At 66.2% G+C, this 24690-nt stretch carries 23 protein-coding genes; 10 read left to right on the forward strand and 13 right to left on the reverse strand.

Going from position 1 to position 24690, the window contains the following annotated elements; all coding sequences use genetic code 11:
- Positions 1-36 precede the first annotated feature (36 nt).
- Genes IB261_RS24720 through IB261_RS24745 form a run of 6 tightly spaced genes read left to right on the forward strand, consistent with a single transcriptional unit; the run spans position 37 to position 6966 of the window.
- A complete protein-coding gene (locus IB261_RS24720; protein WP_225605902.1) occupies positions 37-774 on the forward strand; it encodes an RDD family protein in 738 nt (245 codons plus the stop codon).
- Complete coding sequence (locus IB261_RS24725; RefSeq protein WP_151188263.1) at positions 771-1757, forward strand: stage II sporulation protein M; 987 nt, start codon at positions 771-773, stop codon at positions 1755-1757. Before IB261_RS24720 ends, IB261_RS24725 begins: the two co-directional genes overlap by 4 nt.
- Positions 1744-3339: a DUF4129 domain-containing protein gene (locus IB261_RS24730; RefSeq protein WP_192380956.1), complete on the forward strand. Its 1596-nt coding sequence runs from the start codon at positions 1744-1746 to the stop codon at positions 3337-3339. The genes IB261_RS24725 and IB261_RS24730 overlap by 14 nt, the downstream gene beginning before the upstream one ends.
- On the forward strand, positions 3336-4625 hold the full coding sequence (locus IB261_RS24735; RefSeq protein WP_192380955.1) for a DUF4350 domain-containing protein: 1290 nt from the start codon (positions 3336-3338) through the stop codon (positions 4623-4625). The genes IB261_RS24730 and IB261_RS24735 overlap by 4 nt, the downstream gene beginning before the upstream one ends.
- Positions 4622-5641, forward strand: coding sequence for an AAA family ATPase (locus IB261_RS24740; RefSeq protein ID WP_081516317.1), 1020 nt, complete (start codon positions 4622-4624; stop codon positions 5639-5641). Before IB261_RS24735 ends, IB261_RS24740 begins: the two co-directional genes overlap by 4 nt.
- A complete protein-coding gene (locus IB261_RS24745; protein ID WP_192380954.1) occupies positions 5638-6966 on the forward strand; it encodes a DUF58 domain-containing protein in 1329 nt (442 codons plus the stop codon). The genes IB261_RS24740 and IB261_RS24745 overlap by 4 nt, the downstream gene beginning before the upstream one ends.
- A gap of 71 nt (positions 6967-7037) precedes the next feature.
- Here the strand turns inward: IB261_RS24745 and IB261_RS24750 are convergent, their stop codons facing one another.
- The 3 genes from IB261_RS24750 to IB261_RS24760 all read right to left on the reverse strand — a co-directional run bounded on the left by IB261_RS24750 (position 7038) and on the right by IB261_RS24760 (position 8324).
- A complete protein-coding gene (locus tag IB261_RS24750) occupies positions 7038-7397 on the reverse strand; it encodes a PilZ domain-containing protein (RefSeq protein ID WP_081516319.1) in 360 nt (119 codons plus the stop codon).
- A 60-nt stretch (positions 7398-7457) separates the two neighbouring features.
- Positions 7458-7880 (reverse strand): DUF4124 domain-containing protein, encoded by a 423-nt coding sequence (locus IB261_RS24755; protein ID WP_081516320.1) that lies wholly within the window; start codon positions 7878-7880, stop codon positions 7458-7460.
- A gap of 75 nt (positions 7881-7955) precedes the next feature.
- Positions 7956-8324 (reverse strand): lipoprotein, encoded by a 369-nt coding sequence (locus IB261_RS24760; RefSeq protein ID WP_045211033.1) that lies wholly within the window; start codon positions 8322-8324, stop codon positions 7956-7958.
- A gap of 99 nt (positions 8325-8423) precedes the next feature.
- Between IB261_RS24760 and IB261_RS24765 the strand changes: the two genes are divergently transcribed.
- The 3 genes from IB261_RS24765 to pyk all read left to right on the forward strand — a co-directional run bounded on the left by IB261_RS24765 (position 8424) and on the right by pyk (position 11814).
- The gene (locus IB261_RS24765) at positions 8424-9248 is read left to right on the forward strand and encodes an outer membrane protein assembly factor BamD (RefSeq protein WP_151188267.1); all 825 of its coding nucleotides are present in this window, start codon (positions 8424-8426) and stop codon (positions 9246-9248) included.
- A 100-nt stretch (positions 9249-9348) separates the two neighbouring features.
- Positions 9349-10257 carry a universal stress protein gene (locus IB261_RS24770; protein ID WP_192380953.1) on the forward strand — a complete coding sequence of 303 codons (909 nt, stop codon included), beginning with the start codon at positions 9349-9351 and terminating at the stop codon, positions 10255-10257.
- Between the two features lie 105 nt (positions 10258-10362).
- The gene (gene pyk, locus IB261_RS24775; RefSeq protein ID WP_081516323.1) at positions 10363-11814 is read left to right on the forward strand and encodes a pyruvate kinase; all 1452 of its coding nucleotides are present in this window, start codon (positions 10363-10365) and stop codon (positions 11812-11814) included.
- A 422-nt stretch (positions 11815-12236) separates the two neighbouring features.
- On the opposite strand, the gene IB261_RS24780 is transcribed toward pyk, so the two are convergent.
- The 3 genes from IB261_RS24780 to IB261_RS24790 form a co-directional block, all read right to left on the reverse strand.
- A complete protein-coding gene (locus tag IB261_RS24780) occupies positions 12237-13010 on the reverse strand; it encodes an enoyl-CoA hydratase-related protein (RefSeq protein WP_192380952.1) in 774 nt (257 codons plus the stop codon).
- A 196-nt stretch (positions 13011-13206) separates the two neighbouring features.
- The gene (locus IB261_RS24785; RefSeq protein ID WP_192380951.1) at positions 13207-14145 is read right to left on the reverse strand and encodes an iron-sulfur-binding ferredoxin reductase; all 939 of its coding nucleotides are present in this window, start codon (positions 14143-14145) and stop codon (positions 13207-13209) included.
- On the reverse strand, positions 14138-15265 hold the full coding sequence (locus tag IB261_RS24790) for a GGDEF domain-containing protein (RefSeq protein WP_192380950.1): 1128 nt from the start codon (positions 15263-15265) through the stop codon (positions 14138-14140). The genes IB261_RS24785 and IB261_RS24790 overlap by 8 nt, the downstream gene beginning before the upstream one ends.
- A gap of 274 nt (positions 15266-15539) precedes the next feature.
- Between IB261_RS24790 and IB261_RS24795 the strand changes: the two genes are divergently transcribed.
- Complete coding sequence (locus IB261_RS24795; RefSeq protein ID WP_081516327.1) at positions 15540-17063, forward strand: fumarate hydratase; 1524 nt, start codon at positions 15540-15542, stop codon at positions 17061-17063.
- A 69-nt stretch (positions 17064-17132) separates the two neighbouring features.
- Here IB261_RS24795 and IB261_RS24800 read toward each other — a convergent pair whose 3' ends face one another.
- The 7 genes from IB261_RS24800 to aldA form a co-directional block, all read right to left on the reverse strand.
- Positions 17133-17633, reverse strand: a complete 501-nt coding sequence (locus IB261_RS24800; protein WP_081516328.1) for a hypothetical protein — start codon at positions 17631-17633, stop codon at positions 17133-17135.
- Between the two features lie 96 nt (positions 17634-17729).
- Positions 17730-18035, reverse strand: coding sequence for a ribbon-helix-helix domain-containing protein (locus IB261_RS24805; RefSeq protein ID WP_192380949.1), 306 nt, complete (start codon positions 18033-18035; stop codon positions 17730-17732).
- A 33-nt stretch (positions 18036-18068) separates the two neighbouring features.
- A complete protein-coding gene (locus IB261_RS24810) occupies positions 18069-18650 on the reverse strand; it encodes a DJ-1/PfpI family protein (protein ID WP_138216007.1) in 582 nt (193 codons plus the stop codon).
- 91 nt (positions 18651-18741) lie between these two features.
- Complete coding sequence (locus IB261_RS24815; protein WP_192380948.1) at positions 18742-20406, reverse strand: GMC family oxidoreductase; 1665 nt, start codon at positions 20404-20406, stop codon at positions 18742-18744.
- Between the two features lie 76 nt (positions 20407-20482).
- Complete coding sequence (locus IB261_RS24820; protein ID WP_081516332.1) at positions 20483-21700, reverse strand: mandelate racemase/muconate lactonizing enzyme family protein; 1218 nt, start codon at positions 21698-21700, stop codon at positions 20483-20485.
- Complete coding sequence (locus tag IB261_RS24825) at positions 21697-22992, reverse strand: MFS transporter (RefSeq protein ID WP_225605900.1); 1296 nt, start codon at positions 22990-22992, stop codon at positions 21697-21699. Before IB261_RS24825 ends, IB261_RS24820 begins: the two co-directional genes overlap by 4 nt.
- Positions 22993-23098: 106 nt before the next feature.
- Complete coding sequence (aldA, locus tag IB261_RS24830; protein WP_192380947.1) at positions 23099-24520, reverse strand: aldehyde dehydrogenase; 1422 nt, start codon at positions 24518-24520, stop codon at positions 23099-23101.
- Between the last annotated feature and the right edge of the window lie 170 nt (positions 24521-24690).

Genomic DNA, 24690 nt, shown 5'->3' on the forward strand with positions numbered 1-24690 from the left:
AGCATCTGGCACCTACGTCATCGACAGCGGTTTCCCTTGAGCCCAGCAGCCCCTTCCTCCAACGCGTCTCCCCACGCGCCCGTCCTGGATACCCGCTACCACGTGGAGACCCCGGAAGGCATCGACCTGCTGCTGCGTCCCGCCGGTGTCGTCCCCCGCGCCCTCGCCTACCTGATCGACCTGGGCATCCGCGTCCTGCTGATGGTCGCGCTGTTCATGCTGCTGGCCTTCCTCGGCGAGCTGGGCACCGGGCTGGGGCTGATCCTCACCTTCATCATGACCTGGTGGTACATGGTGCTCTTCGAAGTGCTCAACCAGGGCCGCTCGCCCGGCAAACAGATGATGGGCCTGCGCGTAGTGCATGACGACGGCACACCGATCGGCTGGTCCGCCTCGCTGCTGCGCAACCTGCTGCGCTTCGCCGACATCCTGCCGTTCGCCTACACGCTCGGGCTGCTCAGCTGCCTGTCCAACTCCGCATTCAAGCGCCTGGGCGACCTCGCCGCCGGCACCCTGGTGATCTACCGTGATCCGCCGCCGAACCGCCCGCAGGTGCCGCAGACCACGCCCGAACTTGCACCCTGGCCCCTGAACCTGGAAGAGCAACGCGCCCTGATGAGCTTCGCCGAACGTGGCACACAGCTTTCGGCGGCGCGCCGCGAAGAGCTGGCCGCCATCCTCGCGCAACCGCTGGGCATTGCGCCCGAGCAGGCGGAAGCACGCCTGAACCGCATCGCCAGCGGCCTGCTGGGCAACGGGACGGGCCACCCATGAAGCAGGCCTTCTTCGAACAACGCCACCAGGGCAGCTGGAAGCGCTTCGCCAAGCGCCTTGAGCAACTGGAAACCGGCAAGCGCCAGGAATCGAGCGAGAAGCCCGAGGAGTTCGCCGCCGACTACCGACGCATCTGCCAGCAGCTCGCTCTCGCCCAGGAGCGCGGCTACAGCAGCCACCTGATCGACCAGTTGCAGCAGCTCGCCATGCGCGGGCACCAGCAGTTCTACCGCCACCGCAGCCACCTGGGCGCACGCATCCTCGGCTTCCTGGTCGCCGGCTTCCCGCGTCTGGTGCGTGAGGAATGGCGCTGCATCGCCATCGCCAGCCTGCTGTTCTACGGCAGCCTGTTGCTGATGGGTGCGCTGGTCTATCACTTCCCCGACCTGGTCTACAGCGTCATGGCACCGGAGCGGGTGTCCGAGATGGAGTCGATGTACTCGCCGGACACCACGCGCCTTGGGCCGATGAGCACGCGCGACGCCGGCGATGACTGGAAGATGTTCGGCCACTACATAATGAACAACATCGGCATCGCCTTTCAGACCTTCGCCAGTGGCCTGCTGTTCTGCGTCGGCACCCTGTTCTTCCTGCTGTTCAACGGCGTGGTGATCGGCACGGTAGCCGGCCACCTGACCCAGATCGGCTACATCGAGACCTTCTGGTCCTTCGTCATCGGCCACGGAGCCTTCGAACTGACTGCGATCACCTTCGCCGGTGCCGCCGGCCTCAAGCTTGGCTGGGCACTGCTGTCTCCCGGCCGTCTGAGCCGCCTTGAAGCCTTGCGCCAGGCCGCCGCCCGCGCCGTGCAACTGATCGGCGGAGTGATCCTGATGTTGCTGATCGCCGCGTTCGTCGAGGGCTACTGGTCCTCCGTCACGCACTTCTCGGCGACCGTGAAGTACATCGTCGGCGCTTGCCTGTGGCTGCTGGTGGGCAGCTATTTCCTCCTGGCCGGACGGGGTCGCCATGCGCCTGACTGACGCCAGCGTCGCCATCCGTCCGCGCAGCGCCTGGGAGGCGCTGGACCTCGGCATCCTGCTGGCGCGCCGTCACGCTGGCCTGCTGATGGCCAGCTGGGCGATCGTCACCCTGCCGGTGTTCGTGCTGCTTTCCGTGCTGCTGTGGAACTACTCCAGCTGGGCAGTGCTGATCTTCTGGTGGCTCAAGCCCGCCTTCGAGCGCCTGCCGTTGTACATCCTGTCGCGCTCGCTGTTCGGCGATACGCCGACGCTCAAGGAAGCGCTGCGGGCCTTCCCCGGCCTGCTCAAGTCGCAACTGCTGCCCAGCCTGCTCTGGCGCCGGCTGAGCCCGACGCGCAGCTTCGACCTGCCGGTGCTGCAACTCGAAGGCCTCAAGGGCCAGGCGCGCAGCCAGCGTCTGGTCGTGCTCGGCCAGCGCAATGCCGGCGGCGCCACCTGGCTGACCATTGTCGGCATGCATTTCGAACTGGCGTTGTGGCTGGGCCTTTCCGCACTGATGTACCTGATGCTGCCGCAGCAGTGGGTGGACGACTGGAAATGGCAGTCGCTGATCAGCGTAGCGCAAGGCGACTGGGCGTGGCTGGAACATGTCAGCAACCTGATCTACGCGCTGCTGCTGATCGTCTGGGAACCGGTGTACGTCGCCTGCGGCTTCACCCTCTACCTCAATCGCCGCACCGAGCTGGAGGCCTGGGACATCGAGCTGGTGTTCCGCCGTCTGCGCCAGCGCCTGATCGGCAGCGCCTACGCCCTGCTGCTGGTCGCCGCCGGCGCCTTCGCCCTGCTGCCGGCCCACGACGCGCTTGCTGCCGGCTCGGAGACCGGCAGCAAGGCCAGCCAGAGTTGCCCGCTGCCCGACCAGAATCCCGACGGCCCGCAGGGTGCGCGGCTGACCCAGCAGAAACTCAACAGCGAGGATTCGCGCGGCGCTGCGGAAAAGATCCTCACCGCGCCGCCCTTCAAGAACAACGAGAAGATCACCAGCTGGCGCCTGCACGAAGACAAGAAAGACCCGAAGCCCACCGATCCGGACGAGGCCAAGCGGCTGAAGAGCTTCTTCGAGGCGCTGGGTAACTGGAAGGCCTTCAAGTTCGCCGCGCAAGGCATCGAAGTGCTGCTCTGGGGCATTCTGTTCACCGTCGTCGCCCTGGTCATCTGGCGCTACCGCGAATGGCTGCGGCTGTTCGTCGGGCGCATCGGCCTGCCGCAGAAGCCGCGCCGCGAAGCGCCCAGCGTGCTGTTCGGGCTGGACCTCGCGCCGGAAACCCTGCCCAGCGACGTCGCCAGCGAAGCCGAACGCCTGTGGGACGAACAGCCCCGCGCCGCGCTCGGCCTGCTCTACCGCGCGCTGCTCAGCCGCCTGCTGCACGACTTCCGCGTGCCGCTGCGCGAGTCGACCACCGAAGGCGAAGTCCTGGTCCGCGTGGCTGACCTCAACGACCCGCCGCTGGACAACTTTGCCCGCAGCCTGACCCAGCAGTGGCAGGCGCTCGCCTACGGTCACCGCGCACCACAGGCTGAACTCAAGCAGCAGCTGTGCGGCGAATGGCGCCACCTGTTCGGCAGCGAGGTGCGGGCATGAAGCGCGGCAACCTCGCCCTGCTGGTGCTGCTCGTCCTGCTCGTGCTCGGAGGCGTCGGCTACTACCTGTACCGCAACCTCGAGCCCTACACCGAGACCATCGAGCACGGCGCCTCTCCGGAGGCCCGCGCCAACCCCTATCTCGCCGCCGAAATGTACCTGCGCGGTCGCGGCATCCAAGTCACCACCGCGCGCGGCATGGAAGTGCTGGACCAGTTGCCGAGCAAAGGCCAGACCCTGATCCTGCTGGGCACCCGCGAGAACGTCACGCCGACGCAGAACGCGCGGCTGCTCGACTGGGCCAATCGCGGCGGCCACCTCATCGTCACCGCCGAAAGCCTGTGGGACGAAGATGAAGGCAAGAGCGGCGACGCGCTGCTGGATCAGCTGGGCGTGCAACAATTCCTCACCTCCGACCTGAAGGACAAGGAGGAGGAGAAATCCACTCCGACCGACGGGAAGTCCGCAGAGGCGTCCGAAGACCAGAAGCAGGACGAAGCCGCCAAGCCGGAAGTGGAAGAAGAACATCCGGACCAGGCCTCCAGCGCCCACGACAACGAGGCGACGGAAACGGACCCTTACCCGAACCTGACCAAGCTCTACCTGGAGAACGAGAAGGCCCCGGCCTACTTCGACTTCGACACCGACTACCACCTGTTCGACTCGAAGAACCTCGCCTACGCCTGGGCCAACAGCGCCGACTCCACCCACCTGCTGCAACTGCAGCAGGGCCAGGGGCTGATCACCGTGCTCACCGACAACTGGATCTGGCAGAACGGCGCACTCGACGCCTACGACAACGCCTGGCTGCTCTGGTACCTGACCCAGGACAGCGCCGTCACGCTGGTCTACCGCGCCGACGGCACCAGCCTGATGACCCTGCTGATGCGCTACTTCCCGCAGGCACTGCTGGCCGCCGTCCTGCTGCTGGTCCTGGTGCTCTGGCGCAACGGCCTGCGTCAGGGCCCGCTGCAGCCCAACCCGGATCGCAGCCGCCGGCAACTGGAAGAACACCTGCGCGCCGGCGCCGATTTCATCCTCCGCCAGCGTGGCCAGCTCGCCCTGCTGCAGGGCCTGCAACGTGACGTGATGCGCCGGGCGCGGCAGCGCCAGCCCGGCTTCGACCGCCTGCCGGTCGCCGAACAATGGCAAGCTCTGGGCCGCATGACGCGCATGTCGGTCAGCGCCATCAGCCAGGCCATGCGCCCCTATCCGCCAAAGCGCATGGCCGTCGCCGAATTCACCCGCCAGGTCGCGCACCTGCAAAGCCTCAGGAATGCCCTATGAGCGAACAGACGCCCGAACAGCCCGGCACCACCGCCGGCACCGCCCCCAACCCGGGCGCCCAGCGCCAGCGCGCCAGCCAGCTGGCCCAGGCGCTGCGCCACGAACTGCAGAAGGCCCTGATCGGCCAGCAGGAGGTGATCGACGACGTACTCACCGCCCTGCTCGCCGGTGGCCACGTGCTCATCGAAGGCGTTCCCGGCCTGGGCAAGACCCTGCTGGTGCGCGCCCTCGCCCGCTGCTTCGACGGCGGCTTCGCGCGCATCCAATTCACTCCCGACCTGATGCCCAGCGACGTCACCGGCCACGCCGTGTACGACTTGGCCACCGAGCAGTTCAAGCTGCGCAAGGGCCCGGTGTTCACCCACCTGCTGCTGGCGGACGAGATCAACCGCGCCCCGGCCAAGACCCAGGCCGCGCTGCTGGAAGTGATGCAGGAGCGCCAGGTCACCCTCGAGGGCCGCGCCCTGGCCGTGCCGCAGCCGTTCATGGTGCTGGCGACGCAGAACCCCATCGAGCAGGAAGGCACCTACCCGTTGCCCGAAGCCGAGCTCGACCGCTTCATGCTCAAGCTGCGCATCGACTATCCGCTGGAAGCCGAGGAGCAGACCCTGGTGCGCCAGGTCACCCGTTCCGCGCGCAGCGACATGCTCGACGTGGCACCGATGCGCGCCCTGCTCAAGGACAAGGACGTGCTGGCCCTGCAGAAGATCGCCGCCGACCTGCCCATCGACGACCAGGTGCTCGACTACGCCGTGCGCATCGCCCGTACCACCCGCAACTGGCCGGGCCTGGCGCTGGGCGCCGGGCCGCGCGCATCCATCGCCCTGGTCCGTTGCGCCCGCGCCCGCGCCCTGCTGCGCAGTGGCGATTTCGTGATTCCGGACGACGTCAAGGGCAGTGCCCTGGCCGTGCTGCGCCATCGCGTGCGCCTGTCGCCGGAACTGGAGATCGAAGGCCTGTCGGTCGACCAGGTGCTGCAACAGCTGCTCGACCAGGTACCGGCGCCGCGCGTATGAAGCCATCGCGCGCGCTCCTCGCGTTGCTCGGCGTCCTGCTGGCGATCGCGGTCGCCCTGGGCGCGGCCGAGGCTCTGGACTCGGGCTCGGCGCTGCTCGGTCGTCTCTGGTGGGGTGCGCTCTGCGCGCTGGCCCTGCTGGCGCTGGCCGATGCCCTCTGGCTACGCCGCACGCCATCGCCCGAGCTGCGCCGCCAACTGAGCGGCAACCTGCCGCTGGGCCGCTGGAGCGAGGTACGCCTGCAATTTCATCATCGCTACGCACAGCCACAACGCATCACGGTGTTCGACCACCTGCCCGCCGGCATGGACTTCGAATACCTGCCGCAGACCGTGGAGCTGCACCCCGGCGAACAGACCGAACTGGGTTACCGCGTGCGTCCGCTGTCCCGTGGGCATTTCGTCTTCCAGCGCTGCGAGATCGAACTGTCCAGCCCGCTGCGTCTGTGGAAGGGCCGGCGCTACCTGGAACAGCGCGACGAAACCCGCGTCTACCCGGACTTTGCCCGTCTCTACGGCGCCGAGCTGATGGCCGTGGACCACTGGCTCAACCGCATCGGCGTGCGCGCCGGGCAGCGCCGCGGGCTGGGCCTGGATTTCCACCAGCTGCGCGAATTCCGCGATGGCGACACCCTGCGGCAGATCGACTGGAAGGCCACCGCGCGCAAACGCACGCCCATCGCCCGCGAGTACCAGGACGAACGCGACCAGCAGATTCTCTTCCTGCTCGACTGTGGCCGGCGCATGCGCAGCCACGACGGCGACCTTTCGCACTTCGACCATTCGCTCAACGCCAGCCTGCTGCTGGCCTACGTCGCGCTACGCCAGGGCGACGCGGTGGGCCTGATGACCTTTGCCGGCGACCAGCCGCGCCATCTGCCACCGGCCAAGGGCAGCGCCCAGCTCACCGCCCTGCTCAACAGCGTCTACGACCTGCGCAGCAGCCAGCGCCCAGCGGACTTCCCCGCCGCCGTGCAGGCCGTACTCACGCGCCAGCGCCGGCGCGCGCTGGTGGTGATAGTGACCAACCTGCGCGACGAGGATGACGAGGAACTGGTGGCCGCGGTGAAACGCCTCGGGCGCCAGCACCGCGTGCTGGTCGCGAGCCTGCGCGAGGAAGTACTGGACCGCCTGCGCCAGGCGCCGGTGGAGAGTTTCGAGCAAGCCCTGGGCTACTGCGGCGCGGTGGATTACCTGAACGCCCGCGCGGGGCTGCACGAGAAGCTGGCGGCCCATGGCGTGCCGGTACTCGACACGCGGCCGAGCCAGCTGGGGCCGGAACTGATCAGCCGTTATCTAGGCTGGAAGAAGGCTGGCGCGCTGTAACCGTGCGCCACAACCGGACGCCGACTCCGTGGCGTCCCACACCGTGCAGATCGGTCAGCGCGTCCTGCGCTTCAGACCGACTCCACCTGCCGGCGAAAACTGAAATAACGGCGCAGCGCGTCGACCAGCTCGACGTACTCCATCGGCGGCGCCGTCAGGCTGAAGCCCGAATCGTAGTTGCCCGGATTGACGTCCTCGCGGCACCACTGGCAGGTGGCGGCGAATTCGATCAGCTGCAGCTTGCCGTCATGACCGGGGATCTTCAGGCGCATCTCGAAGCGGCCACCCACCAGCATCGGCAGCTGGCTGATCAGGAGCAGCCCATCCAGCGACACGTTGCCCAGGTAACCCATCGGTTTGTCGGTGATGCTGTTGAACACCTTCAGGTAGTAGGGCAGCTGATGGCGCTCGATATGTCGTTGATGACGCATAATGGCGTTTCGCTATGAAATATCGTCCAGTATGACGATGCCGCCCAGGCAGGGCCAGTCCTAACGACAACCTTCCGCCAGCCGTGCGCTAAGCGCCTGACGAGCGGCGTCGAGCTGTGCATCGCTGTAGTAAGTCCGTTCACCACTGCTGGTCTGCGTGAAGTACCGCCCGCCATGACTGAGCGACTCCAGGTCACGGCGCCAACTCGCGCACTGCTGGTCCAGCTTGGCCTGCTGCTCCGTCGCCTGGTTCTGGGCGGCGGCGCTTTCATCTCGACGCGCGTCGTAGAAACGGCGGGTGCGTTCCTCCCGCTCGCGGGTCGCCGCATCCCGTTCGATGACCTGCGGCTTGACCTCGACGCGTTGCGCCCCCGGCGGTGGGGTTTCGCTGAAATGCACCTTTCCCTGAGCGTCGGTCCAGCGGTAGATATCCGCCGAAGCCAGCAGGGGGAAACACCAGGCGCAGAGCCACAGGGCGCGCATTCGTACCTCCTTGCGTGATGCACTCAAGAGATTAGCCAGCTATGGGCTGCACTCAAGTCGGCCCGCGACCGCCGGTCAGGGCGTGGGCGTGTCGAGGCGCAGATCGTTGGGCAGACGGCCATTCAAGCGCAGCGTTTCCAGTCGCGCCTTGGCCCGGTAAGCATACTCACTGGTGGGGTAACGGGCGACGATGAACTGGTAGGTCTGCGCCGCATCGACGTAGAACTTCTCACGCTCCAGGCACTGGCCGCGCAGCATGGAGATTTCCGGCTGGATCCACGGCCGCGCGCGCGCCTTGCGCTCGGTCTCCGACAGTTCCAGCTGCACGCGCTGGCAGTCACCACTCTTGTACGCGCGGTAGGCATTGTTCAGGTGATAGTTCATCGACCAGCTGGTGCAGCCGGTAACACTCAGCGCCAGCAGCGCGAGGAAAAGGGTTCGCATGGGCATATCCTCCGTTGGGAAGTGTATCGGCCCGTCTTGGCCGTACTGTAGCCCGCCACTAGACTCACGTGGACTTCGCCTCAGCGCAAAGGATCTGCCATGCGTTTCGCACACCCGATTTCAATTGCCCTCCCGTTCGCCGTGCTGCTGCCCTGGCTCGCCGCCTGTGCCCCGACCACGCCGTTGTTCGTTGCCCAGATCACCACCGGCGAAGTGGCCGAATACAAGCAGCTCAAGAACAAGCGCATGACCGCTGCCGTGGAAGAGGAAGGCGACCTCCTCACCTACAGCGCCCAGGCCATCCGCGACGGCAAGAGCAGCGAAGCCGAGCAGCTCTACCTCACCGGCTACGACAACACCCGCTACGGCCCCGAGGTGCGCGCCATCGCGCTGTACCAGATCGGCCTGATCTACATGAGCCGCTACAACGACCAGCGCGACGATCAGAAAGCCATGGATTACTTCCAGCGCATCGATCGCGAATTCCCCGGCACCAAGGCTGCCGAACATGCCGATGCCCGCGAGCTGATCATCCGCCAGCGGGCCAAGGACCCGGTGCAGAAGACCGCCAAGCAATTGCTGGCCGACTGGCAACCGCAGTACAACCTCGACCTGAACAAGCCGACCCTCGACCCGGACATGACCCTGCTGTCGCGCCGTGCCGTGCTCAAGGGCCGCGTCGACGAAGCCGCACAACTCTACCTGCTGGGCGCCAATGATCCGGCCATCCCGGCGGACATCCGCGAGAAGGCGCTGTACCAGTTGGGACTGATGTACATGGCGCCGGACAACCCGCACCCGGACCGCGAGAAGGCCATCGCCTACCTGCGCCGCCAGCTCGCCGAATTCCCCAGCGGCGAACTGGCCGACAAGGGCGCCCGGCATCTGGACCGCGCGCTGAACCAGACCTCGCCCCGCAGCTGACGGCAAAGCCCGCGCACCGCTGAGCCACGTCAAGACGCGCGGCGGGCGGCAGTGTCTACGCTTGCTCTGCAATAAGCGCAGAGCAAGCGAGGACTCCGCCATGAAGCTGCAGCACCTGCTCGTCATCATCGACCCGACCCGCACGGATCAGCCTGCCCTCACCCGCGCCCGCTGGATCGCCCAGCGCTGCGGCGCACGCCTGGAACTGCTGGCCTGCGAGTACAACCCGGCGCTGGACAACGCCCTGTTACTGGACCGCGGCGACCTCGATGCCGCCCAGCGCAACCTGCTGGACGAACGCCTGGCCTGGTTGCAGCAACTGGCCGCGCCACTGCGCGAGGCAGGTCTCGACGTGCACTGCCAGGTGCGCTGGGGCAAGTCCCTGCACCACCAGGTGGTTCTCCACTGCGAGCAGACCACGCCCGATCTGGTACTCAAGTCCGCGCATCACCACAACCTGCTCAAGCGCCTGTTCCTCACCAACAACGACTGGCAACTGATCCGCCATTGCCTGCAGCCGCTGTGGCTGGTGCAGCACGGCGAATGGTCGGGGAAGAACCTGTGCGCCGCCGTCGACCCGCTGCACGCCGGCGATACCCCGGCCACGCTGGATCATCGGCTGATCACGGTAGCCCGCGAACTGGAGCAGCGCCTGCAGCTCGACGCCCACTACCTGCACGCTTACATGGCCGTGCCGCGCACCCTGGCGTTCAACGCCGAGCTGCTGGCCGACTACGATAACTACGTGCTGCGCACCGAAGCCCACCACCGCGAAGCCTTCGACGCCCTGCTCGCGCACTACCCGCAGATCGATCGCCAGCGCACGTTGCTGGGCCAGGGCTTCGCCGAGGAAGTGATCCCGGCCTACGTAAAGGACCACGCCATCGACCTGCTGCTGATGGGCGCCGTCGCCCGTGGGCAGCTCGACAACGCGCTGATCGGCCAGACCGCCGAGCGGGTCTTCGAGGAAGTCGAATGTGATCTGCTGGTGATCCGGCCCCGCACCTGAGAGAGCTACCTGAAAGAGTCACCTGAAGAGAGTAAGATGGCGCCCTGGCCGCTCCGGACCTGCTCCGGCGGCGGCCTGACCGCTGCTTTCCCCTAGGAGTCCCGCATGTCCCTTCGCCGCACCAAGATCGTCGCCACCCTCGGCCCAGCCAGCAATTCCCCCGAAGTCCTGGAACAGCTGATCCTCGCCGGGATCGACGTCGCCCGTCTGAACTTCTCCCACGGCACTCCCGACGAACACCGCGCGCGCGCCCAGCTGGTGCGCGACATCGCCGCCAAGCACGGTCGCTTCGTGGCGCTGCTGGGCGACCTGCAGGGTCCCAAGATCCGTATCGCCAAGTTTGCCAACAAGCGCATCGAACTGGCCGTCGGCGACACCTTCCGCTTCTCCACCAGCCACCCGCGTACCGAAGGCAACCAGCAGGTCGTGGGCATCGACTACCCAGACCTGGTCAAGGACTGCGGCATCGGTGACGAGCTGCTGCTGGACGACGGCCGCGTGGTCATGGCGGTCAAGGAAGTGAAGGCGGACGAACTGGTCTGCGAAGTGCTGATCGGCGGCCCGCTGTCCGACCACAAGGGCATCAACCGCCGTGGCGGCGGCCTCACCGCGCCGGCCCTGACCGAGAAGGACAAGGCCGATATCAAGCTGGCCGCGAGCATGGACCTGGACTACGTCGCCGTGTCCTTCCCGCGTGACGCCAAGGACATGGAATACGCCCGCAGCCTGCTCACCGAAGCCGGCGGCACCGCCTGGCTGGTGGCCAAGATCGAGCGCGCCGAAGCCGTGGCCGATGACGAAGCGCTGGATGGCCTGATCCGCGCCAGCGACGCCGTGATGGTCGCCCGTGGTGACCTCGGCGTGGAAATCGGCGACGCCGAACTGGTGGGTATCCAGAAGAAAATCATTCTGCACGCGCGCCGCTACAACAAGGCGGTGATCACCGCGACCCAGATGATGGAGTCGATGATCCAGAACCCGATGCCGACCCGCGCGGAAGTCTCCGACGTGGCCAACGCCGTGCTCGACTACACCGACGCCGTGATGCTCTCGGCCGAATCCGCCGCTGGCGAATACCCGGTGGAAGCGGTCAAGGCCATGGCGCGCATCTGCGCCGGCGCCGAGAAGCACCCGACCACCAAGAAGTCCAGCCACCGCCTGGGCCAGACCTTCGAGCGCTGCGACGAGAGCATCGCCCTGGCGGCCATGTACACCGCCAACCACTTCCCGGGCATCAAGGCGATCATCTGCCTGACCGAAAGCGGTTACACCCCGCTGATCATGTCGCGCATCCGCTCCTCGGTACCGATCTTCGCCTACTCCCCGCACCGCGAAACCCAGGCCCGCGTGGCGCTGTTCCGTGGCGTGGAGACCATCCCGTTCGACCCGGCCGCCCTGCCGCCAGAACGTGTCAGCCAGGAAGCCGTCGACGCGCTGCTGCAGCGTGGCGTGGTGACCAAGGGTGACTGGGTGATCCTGACCAAGGGCGACAGCTACACCGCCCAGGGCGGCACCAACACCATGAAGGTGCTGCACGTGGGCGACCTGCTGGTCTGATCCTGCTGTAGCTGAAAAAGAAAAGGCCGCCCTCGGGCGGCCTTTTCTTTTGCGGTTGCTCAAAGGGCAACCAATCGGCTGAAAGCCCGGCGCCATGCGGCTTCGGCACCTTGGCCCCAAGCTTATCCACAGCACCTTCCACACCTTATGTGGGCAACCTGCCGGGTATCGCTCAAATACCGCTCAATCCCCTGCAGGCCACGGCTGGCGTGGGCTAGCTTGGTTGCCCCAGAGCTTATCCACAGCGCGTTCCACAGATTGTGTGGGCAACCCGGCCATCCCACGGCGGATAACGCTGGCGCGTTATTCGCCCTACCAGAGTGACCCAGGGCACGACGCAGGATGGCGTGGAGCGCAGCGATACCCATCCTACATAAGCGGGGCGTACAACCGCTCGCGGTTGTACGCCGTGAGCGAGCCGCTCAGAGGAACTTGGAGAAATCCGGCTGGCGGCGCTGGGTGAAGGCGCTCAGCGCTTCGTGGGCTTCCGGCGAATGCAGGCGCTGCACGAAGTGCTGGCCTTCCTCCGCCACCACGCGACGCAGTTCCTCAATGAAGGGCGCTTTCAGCAGGCGCTTGCTCAGCGCCACCGCGGCCGGCGGCAGTTGCTGGAAGGCCTGGCAAACCTCGCGGGCACGCTCCAGCGCAGCCGCGCCGTCTGCCAGCGACTCATTGGCGATGCCGTAGGCCACGGCCTGCTCGCCGGTGAAACCTTCGCCGCGCAACAGCAGGCTGGAAGCCTTCACCGGGCCGACCAGTCGCGGCACCAGGAAGCTGGAACCGAACTCCGGGCACAGGCCCAGGTTGACGAAGGGCATCTTCAGCTTGGCGCTCCTGGCGATGAACACCTGGTCGCAGTGCAGCAGCAGCGTGGTGCCGATGCCCACGGCCGGGCCGGCGACGGCGGCGACCACCGGCTTGGTGAATTCCATCAGCGCGCGCATGAAGCGGAACACCGCGCTGTCCGGGCCGCTCGGCGGCTCCTGGAGGAAGTCGACGATGTCGTTGCCGCTGGTGAAGCACTCGGCGTTGCCGGTGATCAGCACCACGCGCACCGAACGATCCTCCTGCGCCGCTTCCAGGGCATCGGCGAGACCGGCATACATACTGCGGGTCAGCGCGTTCATCTTGTCCGGACGGTTCAGGCGCAGGGTCAGCAGGCCCTCTTCGCGCTCGACGAGAATCTGTTCGCTCATGGCAATTCCTTGTTCTTATTGAAGGGTGGGACCGCTTCAGAGCCTTTTCAACACCTCGCGAGCTAGAGCAGAACAAGGTGGAACCAGGCTGAAAAAGCGGAGTTTACATCGCGTAAATAAGCATTTTCATCGGACTCGCGCACGAGCCTGGTTCCAACGCAGTCATGCCGACGCGCAGCAGGTGTTCAAATGGCTCTCAGGCGTGGGGCAGGTACAGGTCGGCCAGCGTCTGGCCACGGGGCACGCCGCAGAGGTAAAGGCGGCGGGCGAAGGCATCGACGCTGGCAGGATGGCCGCAGAGTAAGGCGAGGGTTCGCCGCGAAACAAGCCGGAGTTGCGCCAAAACCTCGGCCGACTCGGCCGTGGTCATCAGCGTCACGTCCAGCTCAGGGTGGCTGGCAGCCAGGGATTGCAGGGGCTCGGCCAGATAATGGCCGGCGTGGTCATGAGCCTGGTGAATGACGCGGATCGGCCCGCTGTGATGCTGCCGCAGCGCTTCGCGCAGGACGCCCCAGAGCGGCGCCAGGCCGGTGCCCGAAGCCATCAGCAGCAGCGGTCGCTCATGCCATTCCGGGTCGTAGTGCAGTGCGCCGCCGCGCAGCTCGCCCAGGCGCAGGCTGTCGCCGACCTTCAGGCCACGGGCGAAATCGGCGAAGGCGCCACGCTCGCGGCAGTCGATGTGGAATTCGAGCCAGGGGTCGAGGCCCGGCACGCTGGCCAGGGAATAGGGCCGCGCGACGCCTTCGGCGCTCCAGAGTATCAGGTGCTGACCGGCGCTGTAGCGCAGCGGGCGTTGCGGGGTGAGGCGCAAGCGCAGCACGTCCGGCGCCGGCCAGTCCAGTTCAGTGACCGTGGCGGGCAGGCCATCGCGCTGCGGGTCGAAGGTTTCCACCGAGAGGTCCTCGATCACCCGGCACTGGCAGGACAGTCGCCAGCCCTCCGCGCGGCGCACGGCATCCAGCGCCTCGGGCAAGGCATCCAGCACGTCGCCACGGGTGCAGCGCACCAGGCAGGCGTGGCAACTGCCGGCCCGGCAGCTGTAAGGCACGGCGATGCCGGCGCCGCGCAGGGCATCGAGCAGGTTGACTCCGGGGCTGACCGAAAAGCGTTGCGATCCGGCCTGTATCTCAGGCACGCGTCCACTCCCATGCGGCATCGCAGCGGTTGCGTCCGCTGCGTTTCGCACGGTAGAGCGCCTGGTCGGCCCGTTGCAAGGCCTCGTCGAGATCGTCGTTGGCGTCGAGCAGGGTCATCCCCGCCGACAGGCTCAGGGATTCGATGTTCACGCCCACCGGTTCCGCCGCCGAATAGGCCATCCGCAGGCGTTCGCAGCAGGTGGTCAGGCGATCGGCGTCGGCGTTGGGCAGCAGCAGGACGAACTCTTCGCCGCCGTAGCGCGCCAGCACGTCACCTTCGCGCAGGCAGGCCCGCGCCACGGCGGCGAAGGTCTGCAGCACGCGGTCACCGGCGGCATGGCCGTGGACATCGTTGATGCGCTTGAAGTGGTCCAGGTCGATCAGCGCCAGGCCGTGGCGCTGGCCGGGGTGCATTTCTTCCAGCGCACGACCGGCCAGGCGGATGAAGTGCCGGCGGTTGAACAGCCCGGTGAGCTCGTCGGTGGCCACCAGGTCTTCGAGCTGGCGCATCATGCCGCGCAGGGTGTCCTGGTGCGCCTGCAGTGCATAGCGGCGCTGGCGCATGCGCTGGCGCAACGACTGCACGTAACCGGCGAACAGGCTCAGCCAGGTAAGCACGATGAACAGCACCAGCAGTTGCAGGACCGCCTGGGCCGGCAGTTGCAGGCGCTGCTGGAAGGCTTCGTGGAGGTTCAGGCCAGCGAAGGCAATGAAGGCCAGCGCGGCGCAGCGGGCGAATACCCTTGGCTGCAACTGGAACACGCCGAACAGCAGGATCAGCACATAGAGCACCATCAGCGTGCCGCGCGCAGTATCGACGTTGGCCAGGAACAGGGTGTTCCAGACCAGCGCCACCAGCACCTGCGGCTCGGTCATGCTCGGGTCGGTGAAACGCTGGTTGCGCCCGCTGAAGAACAGCCAGGCGAACACCAGCTGGCTGCCGGCGACCAGCAGCGTGCAGGTCAGGGCGAAGCTGACGGGGGCGCGGTAGAACTCGCCGAAAACGGCCAACCACAACAACAGAAGCGCCAGCGCATAGGTCCCGAGGGCCATGCCGAATCGCCTGATGAGTAGTTTTTGTAAGGCGTGCTGCTTCAGAGGTGGTTTCAGCGTGCTCATGGGGCTCCGTCCCGTAATGGCACCTGGCCTTCACTCTACTATCAAAGCGCCCCAGTGCCTAGCCGATCGGAATGTGGGCGGTCAGCGATCTCTTTCAGAACAGCAGCGGGCTATCTGGGACCAAGGTCGGATCACTGGCGAGTGCGCGGCAAGCGGCCGCAGCGCTATACTATGGCGCCTTTTTTCGCCGCAGCCGTGTCGGCGAAACCCCGATGTAACAGGCGAGAGCCTGTCTTACCCGCCTGACTTTCCTGCCTGAAGAGGACCGTGCTCCATGGCCGTGATCAAGCAAGACGACCTGATCCAGAGCGTCGCCGATGCCCTGCAGTTCATCTCCTACTACCACCCGGTTGACTTCATCCAGGCCATGCATGAGGCCTACCTGCGCGAAGAATCGCCGGCTGCCCGGGACTCGATGGCGCAGATCCTGATCAACTCGCGCATGTGCGCCACTGGTCATCGCCCGATCTGCCAGGACACCGGTATCGTCACCGTGTTCGTCCGCGTCGGCATGGAAGTGAGCTGGGCCGGCGCCACCATGAGCGTTGACGACATGATCAACGAAGGCGTGCGTCGCGCCTACAACCTGCCGGAGAACGTCCTGCGCGCCTCCATCCTGGCCGACCCGGCCGGCGCGCGTAAGAACACCAAGGACAACACCCCGGCGGTGATCCACTACTCCATCGTCCCCGGCAACACCGTGGAAGTGGACGTCGCAGCCAAGGGCGGCGGCTCCGAGAACAAGTCGAAGATGGCCATGCTCAACCCGTCCGACTCGATCGTCGACTGGGTCCTGAAGACCGTTCCGACCATGGGCGCCGGCTGGTGCCCGCCGGGCATGCTCGGCATCGGCATCGGCGGTACCGCCGAGAAGGCCGCGGTGATGGCGAAGGAAGTCCTGATGGACGAGATCGACATCCATGAACTGAAGGCTCGCGGTCCGCAGAACAAGATCGAGGAAATGCGCCTCGAGCTGTTCGAGAAGGTCAACCAGCTGGGCATCGGCGCCCAGGGCCTGGGCGGCCTGACCACCGTGCTCGACGTGAAGATCATGGACTACCCGACCCACGCCGCCTCGCTGCCGGTCTGCATGATCCCCAACTGCGCCGCCACCCGTCACGCACACTTCGTGCTCGACGGCTCGGGCCCGGCCGAACTGGAAGCGCCGTCCCTGGACGCGTACCCGGAAATCGTCTGGGAAGCCGGCCCGTCCGCGCGCCGCGTCAACCTCGACAGCATCACCCCGGAAGAAGTGCAGAGCTGGAAGCCGGGCGAGACCATCCTGCTCAACGGCAAGATGCTCACCGGCCGCGACGCCGCGCACAAGCGCATGGTCGACATGCTGAACAAGGGCGAAGAGCTGCCGGTGGACCTCAAGGGCCGCTTCATCTATTACGTCGGCCCGGTCGATCCGGTCGGTGACGAAGTGGTTGGCCCAGCCGGCCCGACCACCGCGACCCGGATGGACAAGTTCACCCGCCAGATCCTCGAGACCACTGGCCTGCTGGGCATGATCGGCAAGTCCGAGCGCGGCCCGATCGCCATCGAGGCAATCAAGGACAACAAGGCCGTCTACCTGATGGCCGTGGGCGGCGCCGCCTATCTGGTCGCCCAGGCGATCAAGAAGTCCAAGGTCCTCGCCTTCGCCGAACTGGGCATGGAAGCGATCTACGAGTTCGAAGTCAAAGACATGCCGGTGACCGTTGCGGTCGACACCAATGGCGAGTCGGTGCACATCACCGGCCCGGCCATCTGGCAGAAGAAGATCGCCGAGAGCCTGGCAGTGGAAGTGCAGTGATCACTGCATGACCGCTCCATGAAAAAGCCCGGCCAAGTGCCGGGCTTTTTCATGTCTGGCCGCTCGCTGTCAGAGGGCGGTTTCCAGAGCGGACTGGATGGCCTCGGTGCGCTCCTCGATTTCCTCGGCCGCCGAAGCAGGCTTGAAATTGATGCGGAGCACTCCCGCGTCCAGGGCTACCTTGTCGCGGTAGCCGTCCGCTGGGGCGCGACTGGCGTCGTAGCGCACCACGACACGTTTCAGCTTGCCTTGTACCGCCTGCTTGCCCTGGTCGTAGGAGGTCAGCATCTCCAGCGCCTCGGCCAGCGGCACGAAGTACACGTTGGTCCAATAATCCTCGGCCCCATAGTGAGCGGCCTGCCCCGGCAGGGCGATGCTCTCCCAGTCCACTTCGACGGGCACGGCAAAGCCGGCGGACTCCTGGATGTCGCGCAGTTGCTCGACGAAGGCATTCTGCTGATAGGCCGTGATGGCTTCGCGCTCCGCGGAGCTGGGCTCTGCGATCGACAGGCCGACCATGCCTCCCGCCAGCAAGGCGCAGAGGAAAAGCGAGCGGGTACTGGATGGCATGGGACACTCCCGGAATCTGGCAACGGCGCAGTCTAGAAAGACCGCACCGACCTCCGGGATCGGACTATTCGGCAAAGGCCGTGAGCAAAGGCCGAATCAGGACGCGCTGCGCGCTACCAGGCTCAGTTCCGTCACCTTGTCGCGGCGCTGGGCGAGGAAGCGCGTGCAGCTCACGCGCAGGAAGGAGGCGAAGTTCACCACCTCCCCGCGGTAGTCCATCACCTCGTCGTAGAGCTTGGTGATCAGCTGGTTGGTGGTCATGCCGTCCGCTTCGGCAATCTCGCGCAGGATGTCCCAGAACTGGTTCTCCAGGCGCAGCGTGGTGACCACGCCACGGATGCGCAGCGAGCGCGAACGCGACTCGTAGAGAATCGGGTCGGCCTTTACGTAGAGTTCGCACATGGACGGCTGCTCCAGCTTCGATGTCGGGCCAGTTTACAGGCTGATCTTCGTGCCCAGCACGTCGAGGAATTTCGCCAGCCAGGCGGGGTGCGCCGGCCAGGCCGGGGCGGTGACCAGGTTGCCGTCGACATGGGCCGCGTCCACTGGGATGTCCACGTACTCGCCACCGGCCAGCGTCACTTCCGGGCCGCAGGCCGGGTAGGCGCTGCAGGCGCGGCCCTTGAGCACACCGGCAGCGGCCAGCAGCTGGGCACCGTGGCAGACAGCGGCGATGGGCTTTTTCGCGGCGTCGAAGGCTTTCACCAGTTCGATCACTTTCGCGTTCAGGCGCAGGTACTCGGGGGCGCGGCCGCCGGGGATCAGCAGCGCGTCATAGTCTTCGGCGCGCACATCGGCGAAGTTGGCATTAAGGGCGAAGTTGTGACCGGGCTTCTCGCTGTAGGTCTGGTCGCCTTCGAAATCGTGGATGGCGGTACGGATGCTCTGGCCGGCCTTCTTGTCCGGGCAGACGGCATGGACGGTGTGCCCGACCATCAGCAGGGCCTGGAACGGCACCATGGTTTCGTAGTCTTCGGCGTAGTCGCCGACCAGCATCAGGATCTTCTTCGCGGCCATCTGGGGCATCCTCCCGGCAGGGCCCGGCCATGGTGGCCGGGCATGCGGGAGAGCTTAGTCAGTCACGCAGGCAGCGGGTAATACGCCGCTACTACACCGCCACGCGCTGCGCGGGCCTGGTGCTCGGGCGCTGCTCGGCGACCTGACGGGCGTCCTCGAGGATCAGGTCGGCGCCCTTCTCCGCCACCATCATCACCGCGGCGTTGGTGTTGCCGGAGGTGACGTTGGGGAAGATCGACGCATCGACCACGCGCAGCCCCTTGAGGCCATGCACGCGCAGGCGGTTGTCCACCACCGAGGTCTGCGGGTCGCTGCCCATGGCGCAGCTGCCGCACAGGTGGTAGATCGAGCCGCAGTTCTCGCGGAAATACTGCAGCATCTGCTCGTCGGACTGGGTGGCCGGGCCCGGCAACACTTCCTCGACGGTGATTTTCTTCAGCGCCGGCGCGTTCATGATCTTGCGGATCAGGTGGCTGCCCTGGATGGCCTCGTCGATGTCCTTCTGCGTGCTCAGGTAGTTCGGGTCGATCAGTGCGGCATCGGCCGGGTTCTTCGAGGCAATGCGGATTTCCCCGCGGCTGGTCGGCCGGCACGGGTTGAAGCAGAGCAGGAAGCCCGAATACGGCTCGGGTTTCAGGCTGGCCTTGTTGCTCTTGGGAATCTGGTAAGACAGCGGATTGAAGTACAGCTGCAGGTTCGGGTGTTCCAGCGCGTCGTCGCTGCGGAAGAAGCCGCCGCTCTGGTTCACGCTCATCGACAGCGGGCCCTTGCGGGTCAGCAGGTATTCAAGGCCCAGCCTGGCCTGGCCGAACAGCGAGCCGAAGTCGTCGTTCAGGGTGCGGATATTAGCCTTGTAGTAGTAACTGACGCAGAGGTGGTCCTGCAGGTTCTTGCCCACTGCCGACAGCTCGTGGACCTGCGCAATCTTGTGCTCGTCCAGCAGCTCGCGGTCGGCGACGCCGGACAGCTGCAGCAGCTTGGGCGAATCCACCGCGCCGGCGGCGAGGATGACTTCGCGCTGGGCATGGAATTCCCGCTGCACGCCGCTCTGCTTCACGCTCACGCCGATGGCGCGCTTGTTCTCGTCGAACAGCACGCGCTCCACCAGCGCGTTGCGCTCGATGGTGAGGCTGGTTCGGTTCTGCGCCGGGTGCAGGTAGGCGAAGCTGCTGGAACAGCGCTGGCCATTCTTCGTGTTGACGTCGTAGAGACCGGCGCCTTCGAAGTCCTTGCCGTTGAAGTCCTCGCTCAGCGGGTAGCCCAGCTCCTGGCAGCCTTCGAGGAAGCGGTCGCAGATCGGGTGGGTGTGCCCCTTCATGGGCGTGATCCGGATCGGACCGTTGGCGCCGTGGTACTCGGTGTTGCCCAGCGGGTGCGATTCCAGCTTGCGGAAGTACGGCAGCACGTCCTTGAACGACCAGCCTTCGTTGCCGTTGGCCGCCCAGTCATCGAAGTCATGGGCCTGGCCGCGCACGTAGATCATCGCGTTGATCGAGCCCGAGCCACCCTGCACCTTGCCGCGCGGCGCATAGAGTTCGCGGTTGGCGAGCTGCTTCTGCGGCTGGCTGTAGTACATCCAGTTGAAGGTCGGGTTGTAGTAGAGCTTGGCGAAGCCCACCGGGATCCTGAACCAGTGCGAGCTGTCCTTGCCGCCGGCCTCCAGCAGCAGGACGCTGTGTTCGCCCGATTCGCTCAGGCGGGCGGCGAGGATGCAGCCGGCGGAACCGGCGCCGACGATGATGTAGTCGTATTTCATGGAATGCGTACCGCGGTATTGGGTAGAACCCCGCCCTCTCCTTTCTTTGAAGAAAAGGACGAGGACGGGTCCGGCATCAGCCTTTGGCCGGTGCGTTGTCTTTCACGTCGACGGGGTCCGGGCCCATCTGCAGGTGCAGGCGCTCGCCGGTGTAGGGGCTGTGGGCGCGGACCACGTCCATGTTCAGCTCGACGCCAAGGCCGGGCTCGCTGGACGGGATGATGTAGCCGTCTTCCCACTGCAGCGGCTTCTTCAGCACCTGCGCGTGGAAGCCGTCCCAGGTGCCGATGCTTTCCTGGATCAGGAAGTTCGGCGTGCAGGCCGCCAGCTGGAAACTCGCTGCCGCGCCGATGGGGCCGTTGTAGAGGTGCGGGGCGATCTGGGCATAGAAGGCTTCGGCCATGGAGGCGATCTTCTTGCCTTCGAGCAGGCCGCCGCAGCGGCCGACGTTCATCTGCAGGATCGACGCGCCGCCGGCCTGCAGCAGCTTGAAGAACTCGTACTTGGTGGTCAGGCGCTCGCCGGTGGCGATCGGGATGCTGGTCTTGGCAGCGACCTGGCCCATGGCATCTTCCTGGCCCGGCGGGATCGGCTCCTCGAACCACAGCGGGTCGTACTTCTCCAGGCGCTTCGCCAGGCGGATGGCCGAGGACGGCACCATCTGCCCGTGGGTGCCGAACAGCAGGTCGCATTGGTTGCCCACCGCTTCGCGGATCTTGCGGCAGAACGTCTCGCAGCGATCCAGCACTTCCAGCGACACCTGGTGGCCGGAGAACGCGGTGTAGGGGCCGGCCGGGTCGAACTTCAGCGCGGTGAAGCCGAGCTTCATGTTCTCGATGGCGCACTCGGCCGCCAGGTCCGGGTCGGAGTAGTCGTATTCGCCCTGGGCGTTCTTCGGGTACAGGTAGGTGTAGGAGCGCAAGCGCTCGTGGACCTTGCCGCCGAGCAACTCGTACACCGGCTTGTTCGCGGCCTTGCCGATGATGTCCCAGCAGGCCATTTCCAGGCCGCTGACGATGCCCATCATGGTCAGGTCGGGGCGCTGGGTGAAACCGCTCGAATAGGCGCGACGGAAGAAGCGCTCGATGTGGTGCGGGTCCTGGTTCTCCAGGTAGCGGCCGAACACGTCCTCGATGGCCGGCACCATCACCCGGGGATGGAAGGTGGCGGCGTAGATCTCGCCGACGCCTTCGATGCCGCAATCGGTCTTCAGCTTGACGAACAGCCAGTACATGCCGCCGACGTGGGGCGGTGGGACGGCGACCACATGGGTTTCGAGGGAGACGATCTTCATGCTTGTTTCGCTCTCTTCTGGATGCGCTTGTTCAGGATCAGGGTGGCTATCACGCCCAGCAGGCCCATCACCACGACATAGGAGAAGTAGATCTGGTAGCCGACGAAGCCGGGGAAGCGGTCGGTGATGTAGCCGTTGAGCAGGGGCAGGTAGGCGTCCGGGGCGTAACCCAGCACCGAGATGATGCCGATGGCCAGACCGGTGACACGCAGCGGGATGTGGCAGTCATCGAGGATCGCCCAGTACAGGCCGCGGATGGCGTAGGTCATCAGGCCGATGAAGATCACCAGGAAGATCAGCACGCCGAGCACATGCAGGCTCGGCAGCACGATCAGGCCGATCATCCCCAGGGCGGCCAGGAGCATGGCCCAGGTCAGCACGCCGGTACGGGTAAAGCGGTCACCCAGCCAGCCGCCGCCGATGCCGCCCAGCGGGCGCATCCACAGCTTGATGGTGGTGATCAGGCCGGCAGCGGTGGCGGAGAGGCCGAAGCCGCCTTCCTGCAGGTACGCCGAGAAGCTGTAGGTGGCCCAGAAGAAGTGGTAGCCGCAGAAGACGATGGCGGTGACCAGCCAGAGTTCGGGGATGCGCAGCAGGGTGCGGAAGTCTTCCAGCAGGTTGCCCTTCTCGGCGCGGGACTGCTTGCCGTTCTTCTGCGGATCACGCACCAGCATCAGTGCGGCGCCCAGCACGATGCAGAAGATCGCGTACATATGGATGACCAGTTGCAGGCCCTGGGCGTTCTTCTCGCCACGGGTCTCGGTGACGTAGGCGAACAGCGCGATGGCGATGGTCGCCAGCAGCGCCTCGACCAGCCCGCGGCCGCCGTCGAGCACGCCGAAGAAGCGGCCCTGCTCGTCTTCGCCGGCGAGCATCTTCACCCGCTTGATCAGCGCGGCCCAGAAGGTCAGGCCGGTGGTGATGCCGAAGCCGCAGAAGATCACCAGCAGCGTGTCGAAGCCCGGCAGCATCGCGTACCACATGCCCAGCAGGCCGGTACCGATCAGCGAGAAGCTGATCAGGAAGCGCGGCGACAACCGGTCGGCCAGCCAACCGCTGGGCAGGTAGCTGAGCAGGAAGGCGGTGCCGAGGATCGAGTAGAGGTAGCCCAGTTCGCTGTTGTTGATCGCCAGCGCCTCGAGCATGGTGCTCTGGTACACCTGGCGCAGATACAGCATGGGATAGATCGCCCCCGCCGCAAGCACGAGCAGGGCAAGCTGGATGTAACGGGTGAGGTTGGCGTTAGCCGGCACGGCCATGGTCATGGCATCTGCACTTATTGTTTTTTTCATCATGCATCTCGCAGCCGGCTCGGTCGCCGGCAACTGGTCGGAACAGCGGTGGGAGTATCGGGGCCCAGGCAGTGGGCCCCGTGGGTTGGATCAGCAGATCAGCGAATCAGAACTTGAGGACGACGAGGCGCGTCTGGGTGAACTCGAGCATCCCGTGCTTGCCGTCGTCGCCGCCCAGGCCCGAGCGCTTCCAGCCGGCGTGGAAGCCCTGGTAGGGGTCGGCGGGCGTGCGGTTGATGTAGATCTCGCCAGCCTCGATGTGGTTGGCGACCTTCATGGCGTTGCGGTAGTTCTCGGTGAACAGCACCGAGGACAGGCCGAACTGGTGGTCGTTGGCCATGGCCAGAGCGTCGTCAAGGGTCTCGTAGGACAGCACCGGCAGCACCGGGCCGAAGATTTCCTCCTGGACAATCTCCATGTCCTGGCGGCAGCCGCTGAGCAGGGTCGCCGGGTAGAAGTGGCCGGCGCCCTCGGGCAGCACGCCGCCGCACTCCAGCACGGCGCCTTCGGCCAGCGCGCGCTGGACCTTGGCGTGCACGTCGGTACGGGCGCGGCCGTATTGCAGCGGGCCCATCAGGCTGGCGTCCTCGGCACGGTTGCCGATGCGCACGGTGGCCATCTTCTCGCGCAGCAGGGCGAGGAAACGGTCATGCACGCTGGCCTGCACGTAGACGCGCTCGATGGCAGTGCAAAGCTGGCCGCAGTGGGTGGTCTTGGAAGCGACGATGGCGGTGGCGGCCTTCTCCAGGTCGGCGTCCGCCTCGATGATCGCCGGGGTCTTGCCGCCCAGTTCCAGGGACGGCTTGGCAATGTTGGCCTTGCAGTAGTCGAGCACGATACGGCCGGCGCCGACGCTGCCGGTCAGGGTGATCAGGCCGATCTGCGGCTGCTGGCAGAGCACGGCGGCGACGTCGTGATTCATGGTCAGCACATTCAGCACGCCTGCGGGCAGGCCGGCTTCCTCGGCGCAACGGGCGATCTCGAAGGCGGAAGTCGGGGTGTTGTTGCTCGGGCGCACCACCACGGTGTTGCCGGTGATCAGCGCCGGCGCGACCTTGCGCAGGAAGGTATAGACCGGGTAGTTGAACGGGATCAGCGCCGCGACCACGCCGATCGGTTCGCGCTGCAGCAGGATGGTTTCGTCGGTGGAGTCGCTGGGTATGACTTCGCCTTCGATGCGACGCGCCCATTCGGCGTGGTAGCGGGTGATCTGGCCGGCGTAGAAGGCTTCGCTGCTGGCGTCGGCCAGGCTCTTGCCGGACTCGGCGGCCAGGGCGGCGCCGATACGATCGGCGTTGCGTTCCAGGGCTTCGGCGAAGCGGCGCAGGTGTTCGCCGCGCTCGATGGCCGGCAGGCGGGCCCAGCTGCGCTGGGCACGGGCGGCGGCTTCGACGGCGTTGCGCACATCGGCCTCGGTCGCGGCCGGCACCTGGGCGACCTGCTGCTCGGTCGCCGGGTCGAACACGGCGATATGGGCGGAGGAGGCGTCGGCGAAGCGGCCGTCGATGAAGTTTCGATCTGTACGCATGGTCATGTCCTGTCGTTCAAGCAAGGCTTCGGGCCGGTGGCGGCCCCACGCAACGACAAGGTGCAGGCTGGCTCATGCAGGCGACGGGCAAGGCGGCGCGGCGCAGGCAGGGAGGTGACTCTTGTCGTTATCGGTTGGCCGAAGTTTCGACAGGCGCCCGAGTCGCGACA

Source organism: Pseudomonas sp. PDM20 (genome assembly GCF_014852575.3).
In the GTDB taxonomy this organism is placed as follows: domain Bacteria; phylum Pseudomonadota; class Gammaproteobacteria; order Pseudomonadales; family Pseudomonadaceae; genus Pseudomonas.